The sequence below is a fragment of the Nocardia sp. IBHARD005 genome (assembly GCF_052814245.1).
On the sequence record NZ_CP199935.1, the window covers coordinates 5,920,872 to 5,941,229 of the forward strand.

At 66.8% G+C, this 20,358-nt stretch carries 20 protein-coding genes and 1 tRNA gene; 6 read left to right on the forward strand and 15 right to left on the reverse strand.

All coding sequences use genetic code 11. The annotated features are described in order from the left end of the window. Positions 1-19 precede the first annotated feature (19 nt). Complete coding sequence (pabB, locus tag ACTWPB_RS27750; protein WP_446223424.1) at positions 20-2,080, forward strand: aminodeoxychorismate synthase component I; 2,061 nt, start codon at positions 20-22, stop codon at positions 2,078-2,080. 3 nt (positions 2,081-2,083) lie between these two features. On the opposite strand, the gene ACTWPB_RS27755 is transcribed toward pabB, so the two are convergent. Genes ACTWPB_RS27755 through ACTWPB_RS27765 form a run of 3 tightly spaced genes read right to left on the reverse strand, consistent with a single transcriptional unit; the run spans position 2,084 to position 4,575 of the window. Continuing rightward, a complete protein-coding gene (locus tag ACTWPB_RS27755) occupies positions 2,084-2,578 on the reverse strand; it encodes a hypothetical protein (protein ID WP_446223425.1) in 495 nt (164 codons plus the stop codon). Between the two features lie 48 nt (positions 2,579-2,626). Continuing rightward, positions 2,627-4,006 carry an IS607 family element RNA-guided endonuclease TnpB gene (gene tnpB / locus ACTWPB_RS27760; protein ID WP_446223426.1) on the reverse strand — a complete coding sequence of 460 codons (1,380 nt, stop codon included), beginning with the start codon at positions 4,004-4,006 and terminating at the stop codon, positions 2,627-2,629. Next, positions 4,003-4,575, reverse strand: a complete 573-nt coding sequence (locus ACTWPB_RS27765) for an IS607 family transposase (RefSeq protein WP_446223427.1) — start codon at positions 4,573-4,575, stop codon at positions 4,003-4,005. Before ACTWPB_RS27765 ends, tnpB begins: the two co-directional genes overlap by 4 nt. A 578-nt stretch (positions 4,576-5,153) precedes the next feature. On the opposite strand from ACTWPB_RS27765, the gene ACTWPB_RS27770 reads away from it, so the two are divergent. Beyond that, complete coding sequence (locus tag ACTWPB_RS27770) at positions 5,154-7,001, forward strand: TerD family protein (protein WP_446223428.1); 1,848 nt, start codon at positions 5,154-5,156, stop codon at positions 6,999-7,001. Here the strand turns inward: ACTWPB_RS27770 and ACTWPB_RS27775 are convergent. Then, entirely contained in the window at positions 6,998-7,288 is a 291-nt protein-coding gene (locus ACTWPB_RS27775) for a hypothetical protein (protein ID WP_378637732.1), read from the reverse strand. The genes ACTWPB_RS27770 and ACTWPB_RS27775 overlap by 4 nt on opposite strands. A 201-nt stretch (positions 7,289-7,489) precedes the next feature. Between ACTWPB_RS27775 and ACTWPB_RS27780 the strand changes: the two genes are divergently transcribed. Continuing rightward, positions 7,490-7,762 (forward strand): hypothetical protein, encoded by a 273-nt coding sequence (locus ACTWPB_RS27780; protein WP_378952254.1) that lies wholly within the window; start codon positions 7,490-7,492, stop codon positions 7,760-7,762. Between the two features lie 230 nt (positions 7,763-7,992). Here ACTWPB_RS27780 and ACTWPB_RS27785 read toward each other — a convergent pair whose 3' ends face one another. The 6 genes from ACTWPB_RS27785 to ACTWPB_RS27810 all read right to left on the reverse strand — a co-directional run bounded on the left by ACTWPB_RS27785 (position 7,993) and on the right by ACTWPB_RS27810 (position 13,401). Then, entirely contained in the window at positions 7,993-8,481 is a 489-nt protein-coding gene (locus ACTWPB_RS27785) for an FBP domain-containing protein (RefSeq protein WP_446223429.1), read from the reverse strand. Between the two features lie 140 nt (positions 8,482-8,621). Next, entirely contained in the window at positions 8,622-9,857 is a 1,236-nt protein-coding gene (locus ACTWPB_RS27790) for a vWA domain-containing protein (protein ID WP_446226513.1), read from the reverse strand. A 52-nt stretch (positions 9,858-9,909) separates the two neighbouring features. Next, positions 9,910-10,530: a response regulator gene (locus ACTWPB_RS27795; protein ID WP_446223430.1), complete on the reverse strand. Its 621-nt coding sequence runs from the start codon at positions 10,528-10,530 to the stop codon at positions 9,910-9,912. Further along, on the reverse strand, positions 10,527-11,726 hold the full coding sequence (locus ACTWPB_RS27800) for a sensor histidine kinase (protein WP_446223431.1): 1,200 nt from the start codon (positions 11,724-11,726) through the stop codon (positions 10,527-10,529). Before ACTWPB_RS27800 ends, ACTWPB_RS27795 begins: the two co-directional genes overlap by 4 nt. Continuing rightward, entirely contained in the window at positions 11,666-12,478 is an 813-nt protein-coding gene (locus ACTWPB_RS27805) for an ABC transporter permease (RefSeq protein ID WP_446223432.1), read from the reverse strand. Before ACTWPB_RS27805 ends, ACTWPB_RS27800 begins: the two co-directional genes overlap by 61 nt. Next, complete coding sequence (locus ACTWPB_RS27810) at positions 12,475-13,401, reverse strand: ABC transporter ATP-binding protein (protein WP_446223433.1); 927 nt, start codon at positions 13,399-13,401, stop codon at positions 12,475-12,477. Before ACTWPB_RS27810 ends, ACTWPB_RS27805 begins: the two co-directional genes overlap by 4 nt. Positions 13,402-13,482: 81 nt before the next feature. On the opposite strand from ACTWPB_RS27810, the gene ACTWPB_RS27815 reads away from it, so the two are divergent. Beyond that, positions 13,483-14,112 (forward strand): nitroreductase family deazaflavin-dependent oxidoreductase, encoded by a 630-nt coding sequence (locus ACTWPB_RS27815; protein ID WP_446223434.1) that lies wholly within the window; start codon positions 13,483-13,485, stop codon positions 14,110-14,112. 89 nt (positions 14,113-14,201) lie between these two features. Here ACTWPB_RS27815 and ACTWPB_RS27820 read toward each other — a convergent pair whose 3' ends face one another. Then, positions 14,202-15,221 (reverse strand): aldo/keto reductase, encoded by a 1,020-nt coding sequence (locus tag ACTWPB_RS27820; protein WP_446223435.1) that lies wholly within the window; start codon positions 15,219-15,221, stop codon positions 14,202-14,204. A gap of 126 nt (positions 15,222-15,347) precedes the next feature. Here ACTWPB_RS27820 and ACTWPB_RS27825 point away from each other — a divergent pair, with 126 nt between their 5' ends. Further along, positions 15,348-15,920 (forward strand): TetR/AcrR family transcriptional regulator, encoded by a 573-nt coding sequence (locus ACTWPB_RS27825; RefSeq protein WP_446223436.1) that lies wholly within the window; start codon positions 15,348-15,350, stop codon positions 15,918-15,920. A gap of 88 nt (positions 15,921-16,008) precedes the next feature. Here ACTWPB_RS27825 and ACTWPB_RS27830 read toward each other — a convergent pair whose 3' ends face one another. The 3 genes from ACTWPB_RS27830 to ACTWPB_RS27840 form a co-directional block, all read right to left on the reverse strand. Further along, positions 16,009-16,140, reverse strand: a complete 132-nt coding sequence (locus tag ACTWPB_RS27830) for a hypothetical protein (protein WP_446223437.1) — start codon at positions 16,138-16,140, stop codon at positions 16,009-16,011. 290 nt (positions 16,141-16,430) lie between these two features. Next, a tRNA-Ile gene (locus ACTWPB_RS27835) sits at positions 16,431-16,504 on the reverse strand. A 386-nt stretch (positions 16,505-16,890) separates the two neighbouring features. Further along, on the reverse strand, positions 16,891-17,895 hold the full coding sequence (locus ACTWPB_RS27840) for a zinc-binding dehydrogenase (protein ID WP_446223438.1): 1,005 nt from the start codon (positions 17,893-17,895) through the stop codon (positions 16,891-16,893). Positions 17,896-18,063: 168 nt separating this feature from the next. Between ACTWPB_RS27840 and ACTWPB_RS27845 the strand changes: the two genes are divergently transcribed. Next, positions 18,064-18,567 carry a hypothetical protein gene (locus ACTWPB_RS27845; protein WP_446223439.1) on the forward strand — a complete coding sequence of 168 codons (504 nt, stop codon included), beginning with the start codon at positions 18,064-18,066 and terminating at the stop codon, positions 18,565-18,567. A gap of 5 nt (positions 18,568-18,572) precedes the next feature. Here the strand turns inward: ACTWPB_RS27845 and ACTWPB_RS27850 are convergent, their stop codons facing one another. Then, positions 18,573-20,345 carry an SDR family oxidoreductase gene (locus ACTWPB_RS27850; protein ID WP_446223440.1) on the reverse strand — a complete coding sequence of 591 codons (1,773 nt, stop codon included), beginning with the start codon at positions 20,343-20,345 and terminating at the stop codon, positions 18,573-18,575. Positions 20,346-20,358: the final 13 nt, after the last annotated feature.

A 20,358-nucleotide genomic window follows, 5' to 3' on the forward strand; every position in this document is an offset into this window, starting at 1 on the left:
GCGTAATGTCTCTGCCACGATGCGCACGCTCTTGATCGACAACTACGACTCGTTCACCTACAACCTCTATCAGCTGATCAGCGAGGTCAACGGGAGCGAGCCGACCGTCGTGCGCAACGACGAGGCCGAAGGCTCCCTGACCCTGGATCACTTCGACAATGTGGTGATCTCGCCCGGCCCTGGCCGTCCGGACCGGGCCCGTGACATGGGGGTGTCGACGGCGTTGATCGCGCAGACCGAGCTGCCGCTGCTCGGTGTGTGCCTGGGCCACCAGGGGATCGTGCTCGGCGCGGGCGGGACGGTGGAGCGCGCGCCGCAGGCCAGGCACGGTTTCCTCGATCAGGTGACCCACGACGATCGGGACCTGTTCGCCGGTCTGCCGCAGGGCTTCACTGTCGTGCGCTACCACTCGCTCGCGGCCAGGGACCCGCTGCCCGCGACGCTCGAGGTGACCGCGTCGACCAGCGACGGGGTGATCATGGGGGTGCGTCATCGCGAGCGGCCGCAGTGGGGTGTGCAGTTCCATCCCGAGTCGGTGTCGAGCGAATTCGGTGCCGCGCTGCTGCGCAACTTCGCCGACCTCACCAAAGCGCGCGCGCAAGTCGGCGCGCCGGTAGTCGTGCGCGGACCCGCGGTCGTGGGTCCCGCTTCGCCCGAGCGCTCATTTCGCTTGCAGCACAGGGTGATCGAGCGAGCGATCGACACCGAAGCGATCTTCCTGCACCGCTGTGCCGACGCTGCGAGCGCGTTCTGGCTCGACAGCGAGCACGTCGAACCAGGCCTCGACCGGTTCTCCTTTCTCGGTGACGCGCGCGGGCCGCATGCCGAGATCGTGAGCTACCGGGTCGGCGACGGCTCCGTCACCGTGACAGACGTCGCGGGCAGCCGGACCGTCGCGGGCACGGTCCTGGACTATCTCGACCGCGAACTCCGGGCCCGGCACTGCGAAACCCCGCCGCTGCCCTTCGACTTCGCGGGCGGCTACGTCGGCTATCTCGGCTACGAGGTGAAGGCCGACTGCGGTGGCCGCAATGCCCACCGCTCCCCCACTCCTGATGCCCAGTGGATTTTCGCCGACCGCCTGATCGTGGTCGACCACGAGGCAGGACGAACCCACCTGCTCGCCCTGAGCGAACCCGCTACCGAGCGCGACGCCGAGCAGTGGCTGCGTGCGACTTCCGGCGCCCTCGACGATCTGCCGACCTGGGCCAATCCCCCCGACCTGCCCGTGCCCGCCGATCCCGACGCGGTGCAGGCGCATCTGGTGCGTGGCCGCGACCGCTATCTGGCCGATATCGCGGTCTGTCAGGAGCGGCTGCACGCGGGCGAGTCCTACGAGATCTGTCTCACCGACGCGGTCGCCGTCGCCGCCGCGCCCGATGACGGGCTCGCTGTCTACCGGCGACTGCGCCGCTGCAATCCCGCACCGTATGCCGCCTACCTGCGCTTCGACGGGCTGGATGTGGCGTGCTCCTCGCCGGAACGGTTTCTCGAGATCGACCGGGACCGGGTGGTCGAGAGCAAGCCGATCAAAGGCACCGCCCCGCGCGGACGGACCACCGACGAGGACGAGCGCCTGCGTCGCGCACTGGCCGACGACCCGAAGACCCGTGCCGAGAACCTGATGATCGTCGATCTGCTGCGCAACGACCTCGGTCGGGTCTGCGAGGTCGGCTCGGTGCACGTCCCGAAGCTGATGGACACCGAGACCTATTCCACCCTGCACCAATTGGTATCGACCGTGCGCGGGACCCTGCGCCACGACGCCGGCGTGATCGACTGCCTGCGCGCCTGCTTCCCCGGCGGTTCGATGACCGGCGCGCCGAAGCTGCGGACCATGGAGATCCTCGACGAACTGGAAACCGAAGCGCGCGGTATTTATTCGGGCACCATCGGCTTCCTCGGCCTCGGTGGCACCGCCGACCTCAATATCGTCATCCGCACGGCCGTCCGCTACGACGACGAATGGCGGATCGGCGCGGGCGGCGCGATCGTCCTGGATTCCGATCCCGAGGACGAGTACGCGGAGATGGTGCTCAAGGCGGCCGCGACATTCCGGGCGCTGACGCCAGGACCATGAGTGTCACCGCCGGCGGCGGCCGCGCTTGTCCGGCTCCGGTTCCGGCGCGGGTTCCTCGCCCCCACGCCCGGTGATCCGCCCGAGCAACCCGACACCGGGCAGCTTCGCCACCGCGCCCAACACGTCCTCACCCAGGGAGATCAGCGCCTCGAGCCGCGGCAACAACCGGTCGTAGGTGGCGAACACCGGATCAGCCAGCGCCAATGTCCGATCGAGCCGATCGATGGTGTTGTTGAGCCGCTCCACCGCGATCGACAGGTTCTCCACCAGATCCGGCAACTGCGCGGCCAACTGCGCCGAAGCGGGCGGCAACCGAACCGCCGCGTCGAAGGCATACCCCGCCGTCTGCTGAGCGGCATCGATGGCCTGCCCCGCCGCGGTCTGCGCGGCCCCCACCGCCGCCTGAGCCGCCGACAACAAATCCGCCCCCGGCACCTTCCGCGCCTGCGCCGCCGGAGCAGCCTCCCGGGAGCGCCCCCGTTTCCTCGGGTTCGTCATGACACCACTGTGCCGCAAAGACGCCCCAGACGCAGGGAAGCACACCGTTCAGGAAACGTGTAAAACGTATCCTGAGTCGGCACCTTGCGGTGTCGACGTTGACCCCACGCCAGTAGGCGCTGGCCTTCCCGTGGCGATACCCGCTGCCCGCACAGTGCGGGGCTGACATGGGTTTCCATCGGGCTCGTTTTCCGTCGCCCCGCAACTCGGGGAGGACACATCAACAAGCGCGGCGAGGTTGCGGGCCGCGTTGAGATCACGATCAATGCTCACACAGCAACCATCGCAGGTGAAGATGCGTTCGGACAGGCGCAGTTTGGCTTTCACCACACCACAGGCCGAACACGTTTTGGAGCTGGGATACCACCGGTGCGCGATGTGCACCCGGGTTCGGGACCAAGCGGCCTTGTACTCGACCTGACGGCGAAACTCGCCCATCCCGACGCCAGCGATGTGCCGGGCCAACCGCCGGTTGCGGACCATCCCGGCCACATTCAGGTCCTCGACCACCACCACGGTATGCGCGGTGACCAGTCTGGTGGTGAGTTTGTGGAGCCCGTCGCGTCGGGCGTCGGCCACGTACCCGTGCACGCGGGCGATGCGCGCCACGGTTTTTCGCCACCGGTTCGAGGGCTGCTGCCGGGTTCGTCGGTCCGGGGCCGTCCGGCGAACAGCTTGGCGCCCGAGACGCCGCAACGCCTTCTGCGCGTGCTCGAGATGGCGCGGGTTCTCGATCACCTCACCGGTAGACAGGACCGCGAGGGACTTGATCCCCAGGTCCGCCCCCACCGTCGACTCCGTTCGCGGCGGTGTCGGTGCGACACGTTCGACTTCGACGGAGAACGAGACGAACCACCGGCCCCGGTCGAAAGATACGGTGGCAGACCGGATTCGAGCGGCCCCCGCCTCAATCCGGCGAGCCAGTTTCCGGGTGGACTCGTGGGTGCGGATAGTCCCGATGCGGGGCAGCTTCACGTGTCGGCGATCAGCGTCGGCGAGGCCGAACGCCCCGGTGGTGAACCGGCACGACCATGCGGCCCGCTTACCCTTGAACCTCGGGAACCGAACCTTGGGCCCCTTCCGCTTCCCGGATCGAGAGTTCGACCAATTCAACAGGGCCGTCGACAGATTCGCCAACCCCGAGGAGTACGCCTCCTTCGAATTCTCCGCCCACCACGGTGCCGCAACGTCTTTGGCCAAGTTCCAGTTCCTGCGCAGGCTATAGGCAGACCAGCCCACCGGCGGTGTCAGGTCCGCTTCGGCGATCCCGTAGGAGCGTTCCGCGGTGCGCTGGTCGAGATTCGCCATCACTGCGGCCAAGGCCCAGTTGTAGGCGAATCGTTGTCCACCACAATGCGACCGAAGCCCTTCCTCCTGACCTACGGTCGGGTCGAGTGCGAACCTGTACGCCTGGATTACTCGGCTCATCTTGTTGGCTCGTCCGCGGCGGCACGAATACCAGCTTCGGCGCGCCCTCGCGCGGACCGGCGACCATATAACCGAGCGCACAGGGAAGTGAGCACGTCTACCATGTCCTGAACCAGGTCGTCGTCGACCTCGCCATCTTCGAGAATCACCAGGCCCCGCCCGGATGCGGACAGCGCGGCCTCGAGGTGTTCGACACCGAACCGTGCCAGCCGATCCCGATGCTCGACCACGATGGTGATCACCGTCGGATCCGACAACAGTTTCCGTAGTTCGGGGCGATGGGCGTCCAGACCTGACCCGACCTCGGTGACCGTCTCGGACAGCGTGATTCCGCGGCTGCCACACGCCTGCGCTACCCGGCCGGCTTGGCGCTCGAGGTCGGCGCGCTGATCTGAGCAGGACACTCGGCAGTACGCCACGGCCCGACCTGATGACAGCGCTGGTGGGTCAACAAGGATCGTGCCGGTGGGGAGCTGACGGGCGGGCACCGGCAACGTTCCGGCATGAAACCAGTTCAGGGCGGTTCGGTACGAAACACCCTGAACGCTGGCCCATTCCTTCAACTTCACCTGCACAGTATGACATGAAATGACACATTCATACTCATATTGCCGAACAGTACGAACCTCCACCGCCTCGTGTCACGCCCGAACTCCGCCGCCACCCGCCCACAACCACACACCCCAAACCCCCAGACCCCCTCACTCCCGACCACAGTTCACCCCAGCCAGTCCCCGCCTTCAACAACCAACCCCCCTCACTCCCGACCACAGTTCACCCCAGCCAGTCCCCGTCCTCAACAACCAACCCACCGCACTCCCGACCACAGTTCACCCCAGCCAGTCCCCGTCCTCAACAACCAACCCAACCCACCCACCGCACTCCCGACCCCCAGGGAGGGACGGCCACGAAGTGGCCGGTCCGCGGCCGGGCCGCCGGTCAGGCGCCGGTGCGTAGGCGACGAAGGAGCAAGCACCGGTGCCTGACCGGCGGCCCCTCAGGGCCGCGGACACGCGCGCGCCAGCGCGCCAACAAACACAGCCCCAAACCTCCTGGGACTACCAACCCCCGAATCCCCGCACACCCCGACCACACCACCACCCAGCGCTGAAACCCTGTCGGACCCTCATGACATCATGCGAGCACCATGGAACTACGCAAGGGTGCGCACGCGCCGGTCCCGACATCGCTTCTCGCCGTGGTCGTTTCATGGCGGTCGGCGCATACTGTAGACGCGCACGCCCTGCTGGTCACCGAGTCGGGCCTGGTCCGCGGTGACCGGGATTTCGTCTTCTTCAACGCCCCCCGCCATGCCTCCCAGGCGGTGACCCTGGACCAGGAGCCCGCCCCAGGGACCGCGCGTCTGAGCATTTCGCTGCCGCGCACCGAACCCGATGTGGCACGCATCGTCATCAGCGCGTCCCTCGACGACGCCACCTTCGACCAACTCCCCGACCTCACCTTGACCGTGCACGCCGCCGACGGCCCGATCGCCCAGTTCACCATCGACGGCATCGAAGACGTCCAGGCGATGATGTTCGGCGAGTTCTACCGCCGCGACGGCCAGTGGCGGTTCCGCGCGATCGGCCAGGGTTGGTCGGGCGGGCTGGCCGGACTTGCCAGTGAATTCGGGGTCACGGTCGACGAACCCACCACCGGACGCCCCACGATCACGCCCGACGACAGCGCGCGGGTGCCCGCGCGACCGAATGGGGCACCCGCCGACGCCGATCGCGCACGATTGGCGAGGGTGCCGTCACGACCCGACGCGGCGACCTCCGCCGCCGATCTGCCCGAGGCCGAGCACCGGACGAACTGGGCGCCGTCCCCCGGATCTCCGAATCCAGCCGCATCGCGGCACGACGGACCGGCGTCGACGCGCCCACCGGCTCTGTCCCGCCGCGTCATCGATGTGCCGCCCCCACCACCGGTCGACCCGGAGATCGCCGACTGGCACCCGGACCCGGAAACCCCCGATCAACTCCGCTGGTGGGACGGCGACGAGTGGACCACCAGCGTCCGTCCCCACATCCACGATCACCGAACCCGCTGCTCCCGCTGCGGCAATCACTTGCGGCGCAGACTGTTCGGCGGTCACGGACCGTGCAAGAACTGTGCCGACGAGATCGAGGAGTTCCTCACTCACTGGCGCAACCGAGCAAGGCGCGCCCTCGCGGGCCCCGGCACGATGTCGGAGGAGTGGACCCAGGTGTGGGCCGCTCTGCGCTTCCAGCGCATCGACTCCGAGCGCGGCCGAACACTACTGCGCGAGGCCGGCCTGACCCAGGTCGAGCGAATGGTCGCCTTCGCCTTCGCCGACGGTGAGGTGTTCGCCGACGAACTGGACGCCTTCGAACATGTGGTCAGCGAGCTGGCACTGTCCGGCGGCATCGTCGACGATCTGCGCCGCCGAATGCATCGCGGCCGCACCCTCTCCCGCTTGCGCGCCGGCGAACTGCCCACCGTCAACACCCCCGGCCTGCACCTCGACCCCGACGAGCGCGTCCACCTCGACCTGCCCGCCGTCCACATCCGCATGCTCGCCCGCGGCCCGCGCAACACCGAGGGCCGACTCATCGGCAGCTCCAAGAAGCTGCGGTTCGTCGGCGACGGCACCGGCATCGAACTGCCGTGGAACCGGGTGGTGTCGGTGCATCCCGAGCACGGCACTGTCGTGCTCGCGGCGACCTCGGCACGCGGCGGCGCGACCTTCGGTGTCACCGACCCCGACTATGTGGCGGCCGCACTGGAAGGTGCGCTGCGCGTGTCGAAACGACTGGTCCTGACACCGGGACAGCGCGACAGCCGCAGCATCCCGCAGGATGTGAAAGCCCAGGTGTGGCAGCGCGACGGCGGCGCGTGCGTCGAATGCGGCGACGGCCACTACCTGGAGTTCGACCACATCATCCCGCTCAGCCGCGGTGGTGCGACGAGCGCGACGAACCTGCAGATCCTGTGCCGGGCCTGCAATCGCGCCAAGGGCGCGCGGATCTAGCCGAGGATCGCGTTCATGATGGTGCCGCCACTGGTGGCGACCACACCGCCGATCATGGCGCCCGCGATCATCTTCGGCGACTCCATCGCGCTGCCGTTCCACTTCTCCCAGGCGAACTTTCCGCCCGCGACGGTGATGGCGAGCACGCCCGACAGGATCATGAACCAGGTCAAGTACTGAACCATTTTCATGATCTTGTCCGACAGCGGAGGCGCTTCCGGCGACGGGTTGCCGATCTGCGCATACGTGGTGATGGTGTCGGCCATCGACGTCAGAATGATGCTCATAGCCTGCTCCCCTATCGCGTGACGCGAACTGCGTTCCAGCCCTGCCGTATTCGATCGTGGTCCAGGATACGGGCGCGAACCCCCTGCACACCAACAAAACCGATCGGTTCGGTCCGGATGGGCACCGACACCGTCGCACAGGACCGGATACGATCAGTGCAGAGTTCATCGTCGTTCCTCCGAGCTACCGAGTGAGACCCCATGTTTCTGGCCGCCGTCACCGATACCTTGGCGCAAATCGGCAATCCGACACCCGAAGCACCACCACTGGCGGACAAGATCATGCAGATGGTGAGCTACCTGACCTGGTTCATCCTGTTGTCCGGCATCGTCGCCATCACTGTCGCGGGCGGAAAATTCGCCTGGGAGAAATGGACCGGCGGCGCGATGCAATCGCCGAAGATGGTCGCGGGCGCGATGATCGGCGGCGTCGTCGCCACCAGCGCGGGCACCATCATGAACGCGATGCTCTAGGTTCCTGCTCCGCTCGGGACGGCCCGGGATCAACCCGGGCCACCTCGACCGGCCAGGAACGAGTCGGCCCGAGTCCTGTGGAGATCAACAGAACTCGGGCCGCATGAGTGTTATCGAGTGTCGGCGCACAGCATCTACCTCCTGTCGTTCAGCGCGTCGGTTCGGCTAGGCGTACCTCCGCGTTCGCTCCGGCCGTGCGCGGCTGGTGAACGCTGTCGCGTCGGCGCCCATTAGGTGTAGAGCCGGTCCACGAAAGCGTTCAGGTTTTCCACCACCCGCTCGGCCTTCTCCTCCTGCGTCAGATCCTCGCGATACCGGCTACCCATCGACGGCCGCTTCTTGTTGCGCGCATACAGCGAGCAGGCCAGATCGGTGCACATGTAGCTGCCGACGGTGTTGCCCTTGCGGCCCGACTCGCCCGTCTTGCTGGCGGTCATCAGCGAAACACCACCACCCGAGTGCGTGGTGAGACAGATCGTGCACATCTGGGTCTTGCCCGACCCGCCGGTCTCATGCCGCAACGCGACACTGACCAGCCCGTCCTCGCGCGGCACCGAGAGATAGCAGCGGCCCGCGTACGAGGGGTCGGTCCAGCCGAGGAAGTCGAGATCCTCCCAGGGCCGTTCACCGAGGTCACGCGGCACATTCAACCGCTTCGCGTCACCTTTCGAGCAGTTGACGAACGACGACCTGATGTCGCGTTCGGTAATCGGTTCCATGAGCTCGTCCTTTCAGTTTGCCGAACAGCAAACGGTAGACACGCTAACGATCCTCGCCAGCAGCCACAACTCGATTTCCGGCCGTCCGGTCGGCCTCGGCATCTTCGGTTCGGTCGGTTCGGTGGTTACCGGCATCGCGACTACGCCGTAACGATCCCCGCGGCGCGGGCGGCGCGCAGCCAGTCCGGGAATTCGCTGAGCAGCAGGCGGTAGAGCTCGGCGTCGTCGACCCTATCGATGTCGTCGAGGGCGAAGAAGCCGGCATTGTCGACAACGCGACCGTCGAGTTCGTCAAGGGTGCGCAGGACGCCGAAATTGGCTCTGCCCAGGCCGATGAACTGCCAGAAGGCGGGCAGGTGGGCGGCCTCGCGCAGGAGGGCGGCGATCTCGCGTTTCTTCGCGAAACCGCCGTCGGTGAAGAACAGCACCAGCGTCGGCTCAGCGGTGAGGGTGTCGATGACCGCGCGCATGATGGGCAGTTCGTCGTTGCGGCCGCCGATCCCGTCGTAGTCGATGCCCTGGTGGGTGCCCTCGAGATGCAGGAAGGTCTGCGCCCACTGCTCTCCGCCGGCCACGGTGATATCGGGCAGTTTCGCGTAGGTCAGTGCGTAGAGGTAGGCCTCCAGGGTGCCGTCGTCATCGAGCTGGGTGGCTACCGGGATCATCCGTTCGACGACCCGATGCACGGTGCCGCCGCTGTACATCTTCCGCATGCTGCCGGTCTTGTCGATTACCAGCACCACCCGCGCTCTGGCCCCGAAAGCGCCTTTGTCGATCAGCACCTTCGCGACGTCGCGCTTGCGCATGTCCAGCTTCTGCCGCTTCTCGAAAGACAGCGCCGCCTCCCCCAGCACGGTGCGAACTTCCGGCACCACAACAGCTTCCGGCTCATCGTCGACGCTCACCCCATGATCGGTGACCAGGTCGGCGAACCCGCCCGTATATCCCTGCCCTACCGCACGGACCTTCCACTGTTCGCCCCGGCGATACAGCTCGAGCGCGATCACCACCGATTCACCACCGAGTCCGTCGATCACGTACTCGTGCAACATATTCCCCGCACGATCAGCCACCGAAGCGACCGGAGACGCGGCTTTGCCGAACGTATCCCCTTCTGCCGCAACGGTAATCACCGCACGAATCTGCGCGATATCCCCCGGCACCGCGCCCAGCGAAACCTCCAGCCCGGCACCGTTGCACCGAACACCCGGCGCCTGTGGCTGATTGAAGAAGACGAAGTCCGCGTCCGAGCGAACTTTGCCCGCTTCGGTCACCAACAGCGCCGAGAGGTCGGCCGCGACCCCGCCCCGGACCGACAGCACCACCTCCCTCGAATCCAAGCTCGCGTTCTGCCCTTTGACCAGCGCAGCAGCCATCGCCATCCCTCTCATCGCACCGTAATGCCCCACACCCTAAGCGAATACGGGGCTAGATCCAGCCCTTCTCTCGTGCTTTGAGTGCGGCTTCGTAGCGATTGGACACACCGAGCTTGGTCATCGCCGAGGACAGGTAGTTGCGGGTGGTGCCCGGCGAGAGGTGCGCGCGTTTGGCGATGTCCTCCACGGAGGCACCGTCGGCGGCGAATTCCAGCACGTCGGCCTCGCGGGCGGTGAGGACGGTGTCCCCCGCGCTGATGGCTTCGGCCGCGAGTTCGGGATCGACGTATCGACCACCGTTGTGCACCGACCGGATCACCTCGGCCAGCGTCGCCGCCGAGGTCGTCTTGGGCAAGAACCCCCGGACACCCGCGGCAAGTGCGCGCTTGAGATAGCCGGGCCTGCCATGGCTGGTGACGATCAAAGTGCCTGCGCCAGGAGTGATTCGGAGCAGCTCGACCGCGGTATCGATGCCGTCGATACCCGGCATCTGCAGATCTATGACGGCGACCGCGACGGGCTCACCCGCCTCGGCCCTGCGCCGCCACGCGGCGAGGAGTTCGGCACCGGAGCCGACGTGGGCGACGACCTCGAGATCGGGCTCCAGGCCGAGCATCGTCGCCATGGCGGCGCGGATGAGGGTTTCGTCGTCGGCGAGGAGTACGGGAATCACTGATTCTCCCAATGGATTTCGAGGATGAACTCGTCGCCGGAGGTGGCGATGCCGAGAGTCGCGCCGACCGCGGCGAGGCGTTCGCCGAGCCCGCGCAGCCCGGATCGTTCACCGATCGAGCCCTGCGGACGATCGTTGCGCAGCGACATACCCGCCCCGCCGAGTGTGAGAGTCGCGGTCGTCGCCGCCGAGTGCTCGACGATATTGGTGGTGCCTTCACGGACCACCCAGGCCGCGACTTCATGGAATGCCGCGGGCACCTTGGCCGCGTCTCCCTCGATGACGAGTTCGCATCCCGCCGCCGACAGCAGTGACCGCGCCCCGGCCACCTCCCCGCGCAGGTCGATATTGCGGTAGCCGCGCACCAGGGTGCGCATCTGTCCCATCGATTCGACCGCAAGCGTTCTGACCTCTTCCATCTCCGCGGTCGCCCGATCGATGTCACCTGCTCGTGACAGTGCCACCGCCAGTTCGCTTTTCACTGCGATGGCGGAGAACCCGCGGCCGACGACATCGTGCAGGTCCCGAGAGAAACGCAGCCGTTCCTCCGCGACCTGTAGCTGCGCCTCGACCCCTTTGGTCCGCTCCAACTCGTCGATGATTCCCAGCGCCCACACGGTGAGCAGCGTCAACACGATCGCGAATGCCCCCGCGAGCAGCAGCGACGCGGTTCCCTGGAGTCCGGCCACCAGCGGCGCTCCCAGCACCGGCGGGGTAATCACACTGAGGCCGATCAGAAACCACCACTTGTGCCGGGCGAACGCGATCACGGAGAAGATCGTCAGCAAGGCCGCGGACACCCCGACAACGCGTGCGCTGACGACAGTCGACTCGTCGGTGGCGAGGTGGGCAACGACTCCGCTCACCACCCAGAGTGCGGCCAGGACCGCGGTGGCGAGCGGCAGCATCCGCGGCCGTGCCACCACACCGGGGACGGTCGCGAAAGCGGGTTGGGCCTCCACGGCGGCCATCGCCGCGATGGCGCCCACGGCGATCATGAGCACCGCCACCACCGAGCCTGCGGAGACCGCCAACGCCACGGCCAGACCCGCGATGGCCGCCTGGAACGTGAGCCGCGAGTAGAGCCGGTACTTGGCCGACCCCGACAGCTCATGCCACCAGGCGGTCGCGCGCATCACCCGCGGTCGTCCCAGCGGAAGCTCTTGCGGGTCAGCACGAGCGCGAGAACGGTCCATAGCGCCAGTGTCGCAAACGGCCGGCCGGATTCGATGACGGTGTCCGCGAAGCTGAGCGCGGCGTCGGATCCGGCGACCGCCGACAGCTTGCCCGCCGTACCGAGGGAGATGAGGTCGGAGACGGCGGCGAAGGGAGTCCAGTCGGCCACCTGCGCCAGCCGGTCGGGCAGCACGGTGCGGATGGAGGCCATGCCGAGCATCGCGATGATCATCACCGGCAGCGAGGTGATCTGCGCGGCCTCGGCGTTCTTCGTGTACGCGCTGGTCGCCAGGGCGAGCAGCGAGAACAGCACCGTCCCGCCGACCATGGCTACGGCGATCGCCAGCGGGTTGACGGGGGCGGGCGTGCCGGTGCCGTAGACCACCGCGGTGACCACAGCGGTGCACGCGAACGTCATGATGGCGCCGGGTATGGCCGGGGCGAGCTGGATCTGCCAGTCGGCGGCCTCACCGGTGCGCAGCCGTTTCAGCACACCTTCGCTGCGGCGCGTGGTCACCATCGAGAGCACCGAGTAGTACTGGACGAACAGCAGGGCCATCAGCGCGAGCAACTCGAAGGCCACCGCCGCCATCGCCGTCGTCGGCTCGGCGTCTTTGCGGGCAAGGAGGAAGGTGGCCAGCGGAATTCCGATCGGGAACACCGTGGCCATGGAGACGAGCGTCTTGTTGCGCCGGAACTGCAGCCACTCGGCCTTGGCGAGGGCGGTGAGTGGTCGACGGCGAAATGCATTGGCGGGCAGGGTGGTGGTCATCGTGCTCCGATCAGGGTGGGGGTGGTCGCCTCGGCGATATCGAGAAAGACCGATTCCAGCGACGCGGCACGCGCCTCTAGCCCGGTCAACCGCACGCCTGCTGCACGTGCCCAGCCGAGCAGCTCGAACAAATGGCCCTGTAAATCGCTGGTGCTGAGGGTGACTCGCGCCTGTGCGTCGACGCGGGCGCCGCGGAACTGCGGCACGGGCAGGCCGGGGTGGTCGAAGGCGATGCGCGCCGGGTGGTCCTCGACGATGTCGCGCAGCGTGCCCCTGCGGGCGATCGCGCCCTTGTGCATGATCGCGATCTGATCGGCGAGTGCTTCGGCCTCGTCCAGATAGTGCGTGGTGAGAACCATCGTCACCCCCGACGCCTTCAGGTCGGCGAGCAATTGCCAGGTCCCACGCCGACTTTCCGGATCGAGACCGGTGGTCGGTTCGTCCAGGAACAGCAAGCGCGGTTGTCCGAGCAGGGCGCAGGCCAGATCGACGCGGCGCTGCTCACCACCCGACAGCGCGCCGACCCGCACACCCGCGCGATCGGTGAGGCCGACCTGTGCCAGCACGGCGTCGGCGGTGGTCGGATCGGTGCACGTCCCGCGCCACATCTCCAGCGTCTCGGCGACGGTCAGCTCGGCGGGCAGCCCACCGGACTGCAACATGATGCCGACCCTCGGGCGGACCTGGTCGCGGTGCCGGAGCGGGTCGAGGCCGAAGACCTCGATCTCGCCCGCCGAGGGGGCGATGAGCCCTTCCAACATGTCGAGCGTCGAAGTCTTGCCCGCGCCGTTCGTCCCGAGCAGCGCGAACACCTCCCCCTCGTGCACCTCGAGGTCGACGCCTGTGACGGCTTCGAATGCGTCGTCGCCACGGCCGTATGTTCGGCGCAGCCCCCGTGCGGTGATGACGTCTGTGTTTCTCATGCCCTCTACGGTGGTCGACGCGGGGCGTCACCAGTAGTAAGCGCAGTCACCGATCCCCGATGGGTTTCGCATGGGTCGGTCATGACATATGTCATCAGTGCCTGGATGCGCTGGACGATTCACCATCCGCCGATCGACGACCGGTCTACTATTGTACGTAGTAGACTGAACCTTGGGGGGGCAGTGAGCAATCCGAACGATCCCGATCCCGGACGTGGAAACAAGAGGTCATTGGTGGCACGCCTGGTGGAATCGAGTTCTCAGTTCATGAACAAGCGCGGGATCTACCTCGGCCGCCGATCGACGAAACTCCATGTGGCCCTGTACCGCCGAACAAACGGCCGACTGGGTGGGCGCATGCCCGGCTGGCCCGATGCCCGAATCCTGCTCCTCGACCACGTCGGCGCCAAGACCGGTACCCACCGAACCTCACCGCTGATGTACCACGCCGACGGTGATGTCATCGCCATAGCCGCATCCAAAGCCGGCCAGCCAACCCACCCAGCCTGGTTCCACAACCTGAAAGCCAACCCGGACACCACAATCCGAATCGGCGCCCAGTCGCACCCCGTCCGAGCCCGCGTGGCGACCGATGCGGAACGAAACCTGCTGTGGCCGAAGTTCATCGAGTTCTTCCCGAGCTACGACTTCTACCAACGCAACGCGGGCAGCCGCAGAATCCCGATCGTGATCCTCACACCGTGCAGGTGATCTCACCTCGTTCCTGCGGGCTATGACTCAGGGCTGATCGATTCGCCTGGTCGCGAGACGATCGCGGCGGCCGCGCGAGCAAGCACCCGTCATCGACGACGCAGGGACGCGTCGAGCAGAGATGGTGGGGTGTCGTGCTTTTCGTGGGGGGCGAGGTCGATGCCGGGCGCGACGATCGCATCGATGGCGTCGAGGACCTCGGGCAGCAATACGGTGTCGGCGGCGGCGAGTTGGGAATGCAGGTGGTTCATGGTGCGGGGGCCGATGATGGCGCTGGTGACGGCGGGGTGGGCGGTGACGAAACCCAGGGCGAGCTGGATCAGGGTCAGGCCTGCCTGGTCGGCCAGTGCTGCGAGTTGTTCGACGGCGGTCATCTTGGCGTGGTTGGCCGCGATGGTGGTGTCGTAGCGGTCGGGCATGAATGCCGAACGGCTGGTGGTTATTTCGCGATCGGCGCGGATCGCGCCCGAGAGCCAGCCCGAGGCCAGTGGGCTCCACGCGAGGACGCCGAGGCCGTATTCCTCGGTGACCGGCAGGACGTGGGTTTCGATGCCGCGCTGCAGGATCGAGTAGCTGGGCTGTTCGGCGACGTAGCGGCTCAGGTGGTGCTCTTTAGCGGCCCACTGCGCCTGCACGATGCGGTAGGCGGGGAACGTCGAGGATCCGAAGTAGCCGATCTTGCCTGCGCGCTGCAGATCGGTCAGCGCCGAGAGAGTTTCCTCGTCGCTGGTTTCAGGGTCCCAGCGGTGGATCTGATAGAGATCGACGTGGTCGACGCCGAGTCGGCGCAGGCTGTTGTCGAGCGCGGTGGTCAGCCAGCGGCGCGAACCGCCGCGATGGTTGCGCTCCTCGCCCATCGGCATGCTCGCCTTCGTCGCCAGCACGATGTCGTCGCGGCGGCCCGCGATGGCCTTGCCGACCAGTTCCTCGGATTCGCCCTGGCCGTACATGTCGGCGGTGTCGATGAGGTTGATGCCGCCGTCGATGGCGACGTCGATCATGGCGGTGACCTCGTCCTGCGTGGACTTTCCCAGCTTGCCGAAATTCATCGCGCCGAGCACGAGCGTGCTGACCTGAACACCGGTACGACCCAGAGTGCGGTACTGCATGGCGGTTCCTCCCAGATGAGCTTGGTTCGGCTCGCCCATTCTGGCATCCTCGACCAAGCGGAACGGTGTTCCGCTAATCAACATACGGAACGCTGTTCCGTTTGCCAAGAGGGAGGTTTCGCGACCATGGCCGACAACCCGGCAGAGGCACCGCGCAAACGCGCCGACGCCCGGCGCAATCAGCAAGCGCTACTCGACGCCGCCGCGGCCGCCTTCATCGCCTCCGGCGTCGATATTCCCGTCCGCGAGATCGCCGCCAGAGCCGGCGTCGGCGTAGGCACCATCTACCGCCACTTCCCCACCCGAGCCGACCTCATCGTCGCCGTCTACCGCCACCAGGTCGAAGCGTGCGCCGAAGCGGGCCCCGCCCTCCTGTCCACCCACAGTTCCCCCCACACGGCACTCGGCGAATGGATAACCCTGTTCACCGACTTCCTCACTACCAAACACGGCCTGGCAGAAGCACTTCAATCCGATGCCACCACCTTCGAAACCCTCCACACCTACTTCCTCGACCGCCTGGTCCCCACCTGCGCCGCCCTACTCACCGCCGCCACCACCGCAGGCGAAATCCACCCCGGCACCAACCCCTACGAACTCCTCCGCGCCGTCGGCAACCTCTGCATCGGCGGCAGCACTCCCCGCTACAACCCACGCCGAATGGTCGCCCTACTCATCGCGGGACTGAGTGCGAAGTAGTCGCGTGGGAGCCATCGCTGCGGACAGTGGCCGCCTCATCTCGAAGTTGACTGGTCAGGTGGCGATTGTCTGGGGCGGGTGAACAGCCTCAGTGATGTGTGAGCACGTCGGAGGTCAGTTTCTCCAATGCGGCGGAGCCCAGCGCGTCTTCGCTCGGAAAACAGTGGTAGAGAGTGGCTTTCGCGATATCGGAGCGTTCGGCGACGTCCTCGATCCGCATCCCTGGCAACCGACGCCGGACAGGATCTGCAACGCAGCGACGATAGCTTTCACCCGAAACTACCTCGACAGCAGAATTCGATACCTTCGCCGAAGCGGCCCTCCACCGAATTCTCCACCACCTCGACAACCCGCCCACCGCCCCGCTGACCGCGTTCACGCAGGACGACCCGGAGATATCCACAGCGAACCCTTCACCCCCGAGGCCGCCGACCAGCTGTCCGCCTACACCGAGTAGTTGTTGCGTCACGCCCGGTAAGTACGGATAACCGGCAGTTCAGAGGGGAAAAGTGGGGCGGGTGGGGCTCGAACCCACGACCAGCGGATTATGAGTCCGCGGCTCTAACCGACTGAGCTACCGCCCCTCGCCGCGGGGGTCTCCGCGGGCGAGTCGCATGGTACCCGGCGGAGTGCGGGGTTGACCACTTGGCGCCGTGGTCGTGTCGTGTCGGCTGGGTGATGTGGGGTGGCTGGGTACAGGAACGGCGATCGGGGTCGCGGCTTCCGAGGAAGCTGCGGTGCCCGATCGCCGTTGTGGTGCTACACCCGGGGGTAGGGGTTACGAGCTATTCGCTCGCTGGCCTTCCCGTGCTCGAACCTCGCGTTCGCGACGTTCGATGCTGCCCCCTGGGTTGCTGGCCAACTTGATCACTCCTATTACCAACAACAGAACCGCAGCGGTCACTGCGACGATAATCAGTCCCTGCACAGAACATAACTTAACGTGTATTCCATTGCGGCGCATAATAAGTTACAATGACGCGTTGACCGTCAATAAGGTACGACCGAGGGCGGAGCGGCTTTCGATCGCGGCATGGGCCTGCCGCACCTGGTCGATCGGGAAGGTTTGCCCGATGACCACTTCCAGCGAACCTTCGACTACCGCTGCCTGAGCGCGCGAAGTGATGGCGGCCCAGTCGACGTCCTCGCCGACGATGTCGAACAAGCCGAGCACCGTGACCGCGCGTGCTACCGCGGCATCGGTGTCTCCGTCTGCGAAATCTCCTGCGGCAGACCCATATCCGAGGAAAAGTCCGTTGTCGGCGGCGGCAGCCAACGCCGTACCGCCGAACTCGCCACCCGCTCCGTCGAAGACGACGGCCGCTCCCCCTCCCGTGATCTCGCGGACCCGCTCCGCCCAGCCCGCGACGGAGTAGTCGACCACAGCGGTGGCGCCCAATCGTGTTGCCAGCGCAAGTTTTTCCGTCCCGCGGGCCGCGGCGACAACGTGCGCGCCCGCTGTGATCGACAGCTGGATGAGCAGCGTGCCGAGCCCACCCCCGGCGGCGGTGATCAGCACCCACGAATTCGGTTGCACCGCAGCCCTGTCGAAGACTGCCAGGGCGGTGCGGCCGTCGTGGGCGAGGCCGACGGCCTGCTCGGTGGTCAATCCGCCGGGAATCTCGGTCAACGTGGCGGCCTTGGCAAGGGATTTCTCGGCATAGCCGCCGATGGGCAGGCCCCCGCCGATGCCGCTGGCGGCGGTCTGGGTGACGACGCGCTTGCCGAGCCAGCGGGGATCGACCTCGGCACCGACCGCGCTGACCACACCACCGATCGCACCACCGGGGACGTAGGGCAGGCTCAGCGGGAAGTAGTCCTGACCCCACCCACTGCGCAGCCGGGTGTCGAGGAACATCACGTCGGCGACCTCGACATCGACGACCACTTCTACCGAATCCGGTTGTGGTGTAGGCAATTCCAGCACTTCCATGACCTCTGGGCCACCGAATTCCTTGACCTGCACTGCACGCATGGCGACTCCTTCGTGGCGTTGACCCAACAAGTCCCAAGTATGAAACCTCAAGTCGAGTTCAGGTCAAGTGCGCTGGGACGTGGGTCACGCGATCATGAGCCACCCCCGCAGCTGCTGCTGCGCCACCCACCCATAGCACCCCCACCGCCGGTGGCCTTACAGTGAATTGTGGCGTTCTCTTTCCCCCGGCCCGGCAGACGGCAAGTCGACCTCTCCACCGTCGACCGCACCGTCGCCGCCCTGCGTTTCCCCGAAGCGATCTTCAAGACTTCACCGTGGCAACCCCGCGATCTCGTGGAAACCGGTCTGCGCCAATGGTTGCGGTGCTGCGGTGCCGCCATTCGCGACGACCAGGTGATCGGTATGCCCTCGCACGCGGTCGACGAGGCGTGGCACGGCTTCATCCTGTGCACCCAGCTCTACGCGAACTTCTGTGAGCAGGCGTACCGACGTTTCCTGCACCATTTCCCCGAGGGCGTCGGGGAGAGCACACAGAATCACGGCACCATGGTCGAACAACTGGGCCGCACGGTGGTCGCCTGGTCGCTGGTGGCGCAACCGGACGAAGAGTGCGTGCTGTGGGACCTGGACCGGAAGGTCGGCGTCGCGGACCCGTGGGGCGTGGACGCCCGGCACGTTGCCGCCGTGACGGAGCAACTGCGCCGGGCGTAGCCGGCTCAGACCAGCTTCATCCGGCGTGCGGCGAACCGCACCGCGCCAGGTGCGATCCGGTTGATCCGGTACTGCACCCACGATTCCGGCGTCACCGGCACGATGTCGCGCCCGGTCCGCACCGCCTTCACGATCTGCGCGGCCACCCGGTCGGGGGTGTAGCCGCGGCGCTCGTACAGCTTGTCGAACTTCTGCTGCGCGGCCGCCTCTTCCTGGGCGGAGACACCCGAGATACGGGTGGTGGCAACGATATTCGTGTGCACGATACCCGGGCACACGGTCGACACCGAGATGCCGCGCTCGGCCAGTTCGGCACGCAGGCAGTCGGAGAACATGAACACCGCCGACTTGCTGGTGGCATAGGCCGCCATATCGCGCTGCGGACTGTAGGCGGCCATGCTGGACAGGTTCACGATGTGCCCGCCGAGACCCCGATCGGCCATCGCCGCGCCGAAAGCCCGGCAGCCGTTGACGACACCACCGAGGTTGATCCGCAGGACACGGTCGAACTCCTCCGACGGTGTGTCGAGGAACCCGCCTGCCTGACCAACACCGGCATTGTTGACCAGCACATCGGGCACGCCGTGCGCGGCGATCACCGTGTCGGCATGCGCGCGCACCGCGTCCTCGTTCGACACATCCAGCGGATAGGAGTGCGCCACACCACCTTCCGAGGCGACGAGCTCCGCGGTGGCCTTGGCGGCGAGCTCGTTGACATCGGAGACCACCACTTCGGCACCGAGCCGCGCGAATGCCAGCGCGGTCTCCCGGCCGATGCCGCTACCCGCACCGGTGACCACCACCAGCTTGTTCTCGAATTCCCGCTGCGCAGTGCCTACTTCGGCTCTGGCGAGCCCACGCGGTACCGCGGCCCCGTCGAGCGCGTCGATCAGCTCGGTGGTCGCGGTGGCGAGGAGTTCCGGATGGGAGAACGGCATCCAGTGCCCGGCGGGGACGTCGCGACGCCACAGCCGGTCGGTCCACTTGGCCGAATCGTCGTACCCGGCGGGCCGCACGGCGACGTCGCGGCCCGCGACGATCAACTGCACGGGCACCTCGGTGCGACGCTCACGCGGGGAGAGCATGCGCGCCACGATGTTGGCGCGATAGATGAGCAGCCCGTCGACCATGTCGCGGCGGAATGTGGGGCCGAGCTTCACGTTGGCGGCGGGGGTGTCGTTCATGATGGACACCGCGCGCTGCCACACCTTTTCGGTGCCGATGGCGTTGAACGTGGCACGCGGGAGCCCGGGGGTCATGAAGAAGAAGGTGTAGGCCGAGGAGGCGAGCTGGGTCATCGGCTGCCACACATTGCGCAGGGTGGGGCGGGAGAACCGGTCGCGCACCCAGCTGGCCAGGTGGTCGAGGTTGGGGCCGGAAACCGAGGTGAACGAGGCGACGCGCTCGGTGGCCTGCGGCTCGCACACCGCTTCCCACACCTGCACCGAACCCCAGTCGTGGGCGAGTACGTGCACGGGGCGGTCGGGGCTCACCCCGTCGATCACGGCGTAGAAGTCGCGGGCGAGTTCGTCGAGGCGGAAATCGTCGGTGCGCTGGGTGCGGGTGGATTCACCGTGCCCACGGGTGTCGTAGGCGACCACGTGGAAGCGCGCGGTGAGCAGCGGAATGACCCGGTCCCACAGGTGATGTGTGTCGGGCCAGCCGTGCACGAGCACGATGGTGTCGGCGGCCGGGTCGCCGTATTCGAACACGGCGATGTCGAAATCGCCGTTGCGGACGGTGCGCTGGTTCACGGGCTGCGGGCTGTCGTTCGTCATGATCTGCCGGACT

Excerpts from the sequence above, each read along its gene's own strand:
- pabB (WP_446223424.1), top strand. The coding sequence starts at position 20 with ATGCGCACGCTCTTGATCGACAACTACGACTCGTTCACCTACAACCTC.
- ACTWPB_RS27755 (WP_446223425.1), bottom strand. The coding sequence starts at position 2,578 with ATGACGAACCCGAGGAAACGGGGGCGCTCCCGGGAGGCTGCTCCGGCG.
- tnpB (WP_446223426.1), bottom strand. The coding sequence starts at position 4,006 with ATGAGCCGAGTAATCCAGGCGTACAGGTTCGCACTCGACCCGACCGTA.
- ACTWPB_RS27770 (WP_446223428.1), top strand. The coding sequence starts at position 5,154 with ATGGAACTACGCAAGGGTGCGCACGCGCCGGTCCCGACATCGCTTCTC.
- ACTWPB_RS27775 (WP_378637732.1), bottom strand. The coding sequence starts at position 7,288 with ATGAGCATCATTCTGACGTCGATGGCCGACACCATCACCACGTATGCG.
- ACTWPB_RS27780 (WP_378952254.1), top strand. The coding sequence starts at position 7,490 with ATGTTTCTGGCCGCCGTCACCGATACCTTGGCGCAAATCGGCAATCCG.
- ACTWPB_RS27785 (WP_446223429.1), bottom strand. The coding sequence starts at position 8,481 with ATGGAACCGATTACCGAACGCGACATCAGGTCGTCGTTCGTCAACTGC.
- ACTWPB_RS27790 (WP_446226513.1), bottom strand. The coding sequence starts at position 9,857 with ATGGCTGCTGCGCTGGTCAAAGGGCAGAACGCGAGCTTGGATTCGAGG.
- ACTWPB_RS27800 (WP_446223431.1), bottom strand. The coding sequence starts at position 11,726 with ATGGACCGTTCTCGCGCTCGTGCTGACCCGCAAGAGCTTCCGCTGGGA.
- ACTWPB_RS27805 (WP_446223432.1), bottom strand. The coding sequence starts at position 12,478 with ATGACCACCACCCTGCCCGCCAATGCATTTCGCCGTCGACCACTCACC.
- ACTWPB_RS27810 (WP_446223433.1), bottom strand. The coding sequence starts at position 13,401 with ATGAGAAACACAGACGTCATCACCGCACGGGGGCTGCGCCGAACATAC.
- ACTWPB_RS27815 (WP_446223434.1), top strand. The coding sequence starts at position 13,483 with ATGACATATGTCATCAGTGCCTGGATGCGCTGGACGATTCACCATCCG.
- ACTWPB_RS27820 (WP_446223435.1), bottom strand. The coding sequence starts at position 15,221 with ATGCAGTACCGCACTCTGGGTCGTACCGGTGTTCAGGTCAGCACGCTC.
- ACTWPB_RS27825 (WP_446223436.1), top strand. The coding sequence starts at position 15,348 with ATGGCCGACAACCCGGCAGAGGCACCGCGCAAACGCGCCGACGCCCGG.
- ACTWPB_RS27830 (WP_446223437.1), bottom strand. The coding sequence starts at position 16,140 with ATGCGGATCGAGGACGTCGCCGAACGCTCCGATATCGCGAAAGCCACT.
- ACTWPB_RS27840 (WP_446223438.1), bottom strand. The coding sequence starts at position 17,895 with ATGCGTGCAGTGCAGGTCAAGGAATTCGGTGGCCCAGAGGTCATGGAA.
- ACTWPB_RS27850 (WP_446223440.1), bottom strand. The coding sequence starts at position 20,345 with ATGACGAACGACAGCCCGCAGCCCGTGAACCAGCGCACCGTCCGCAAC.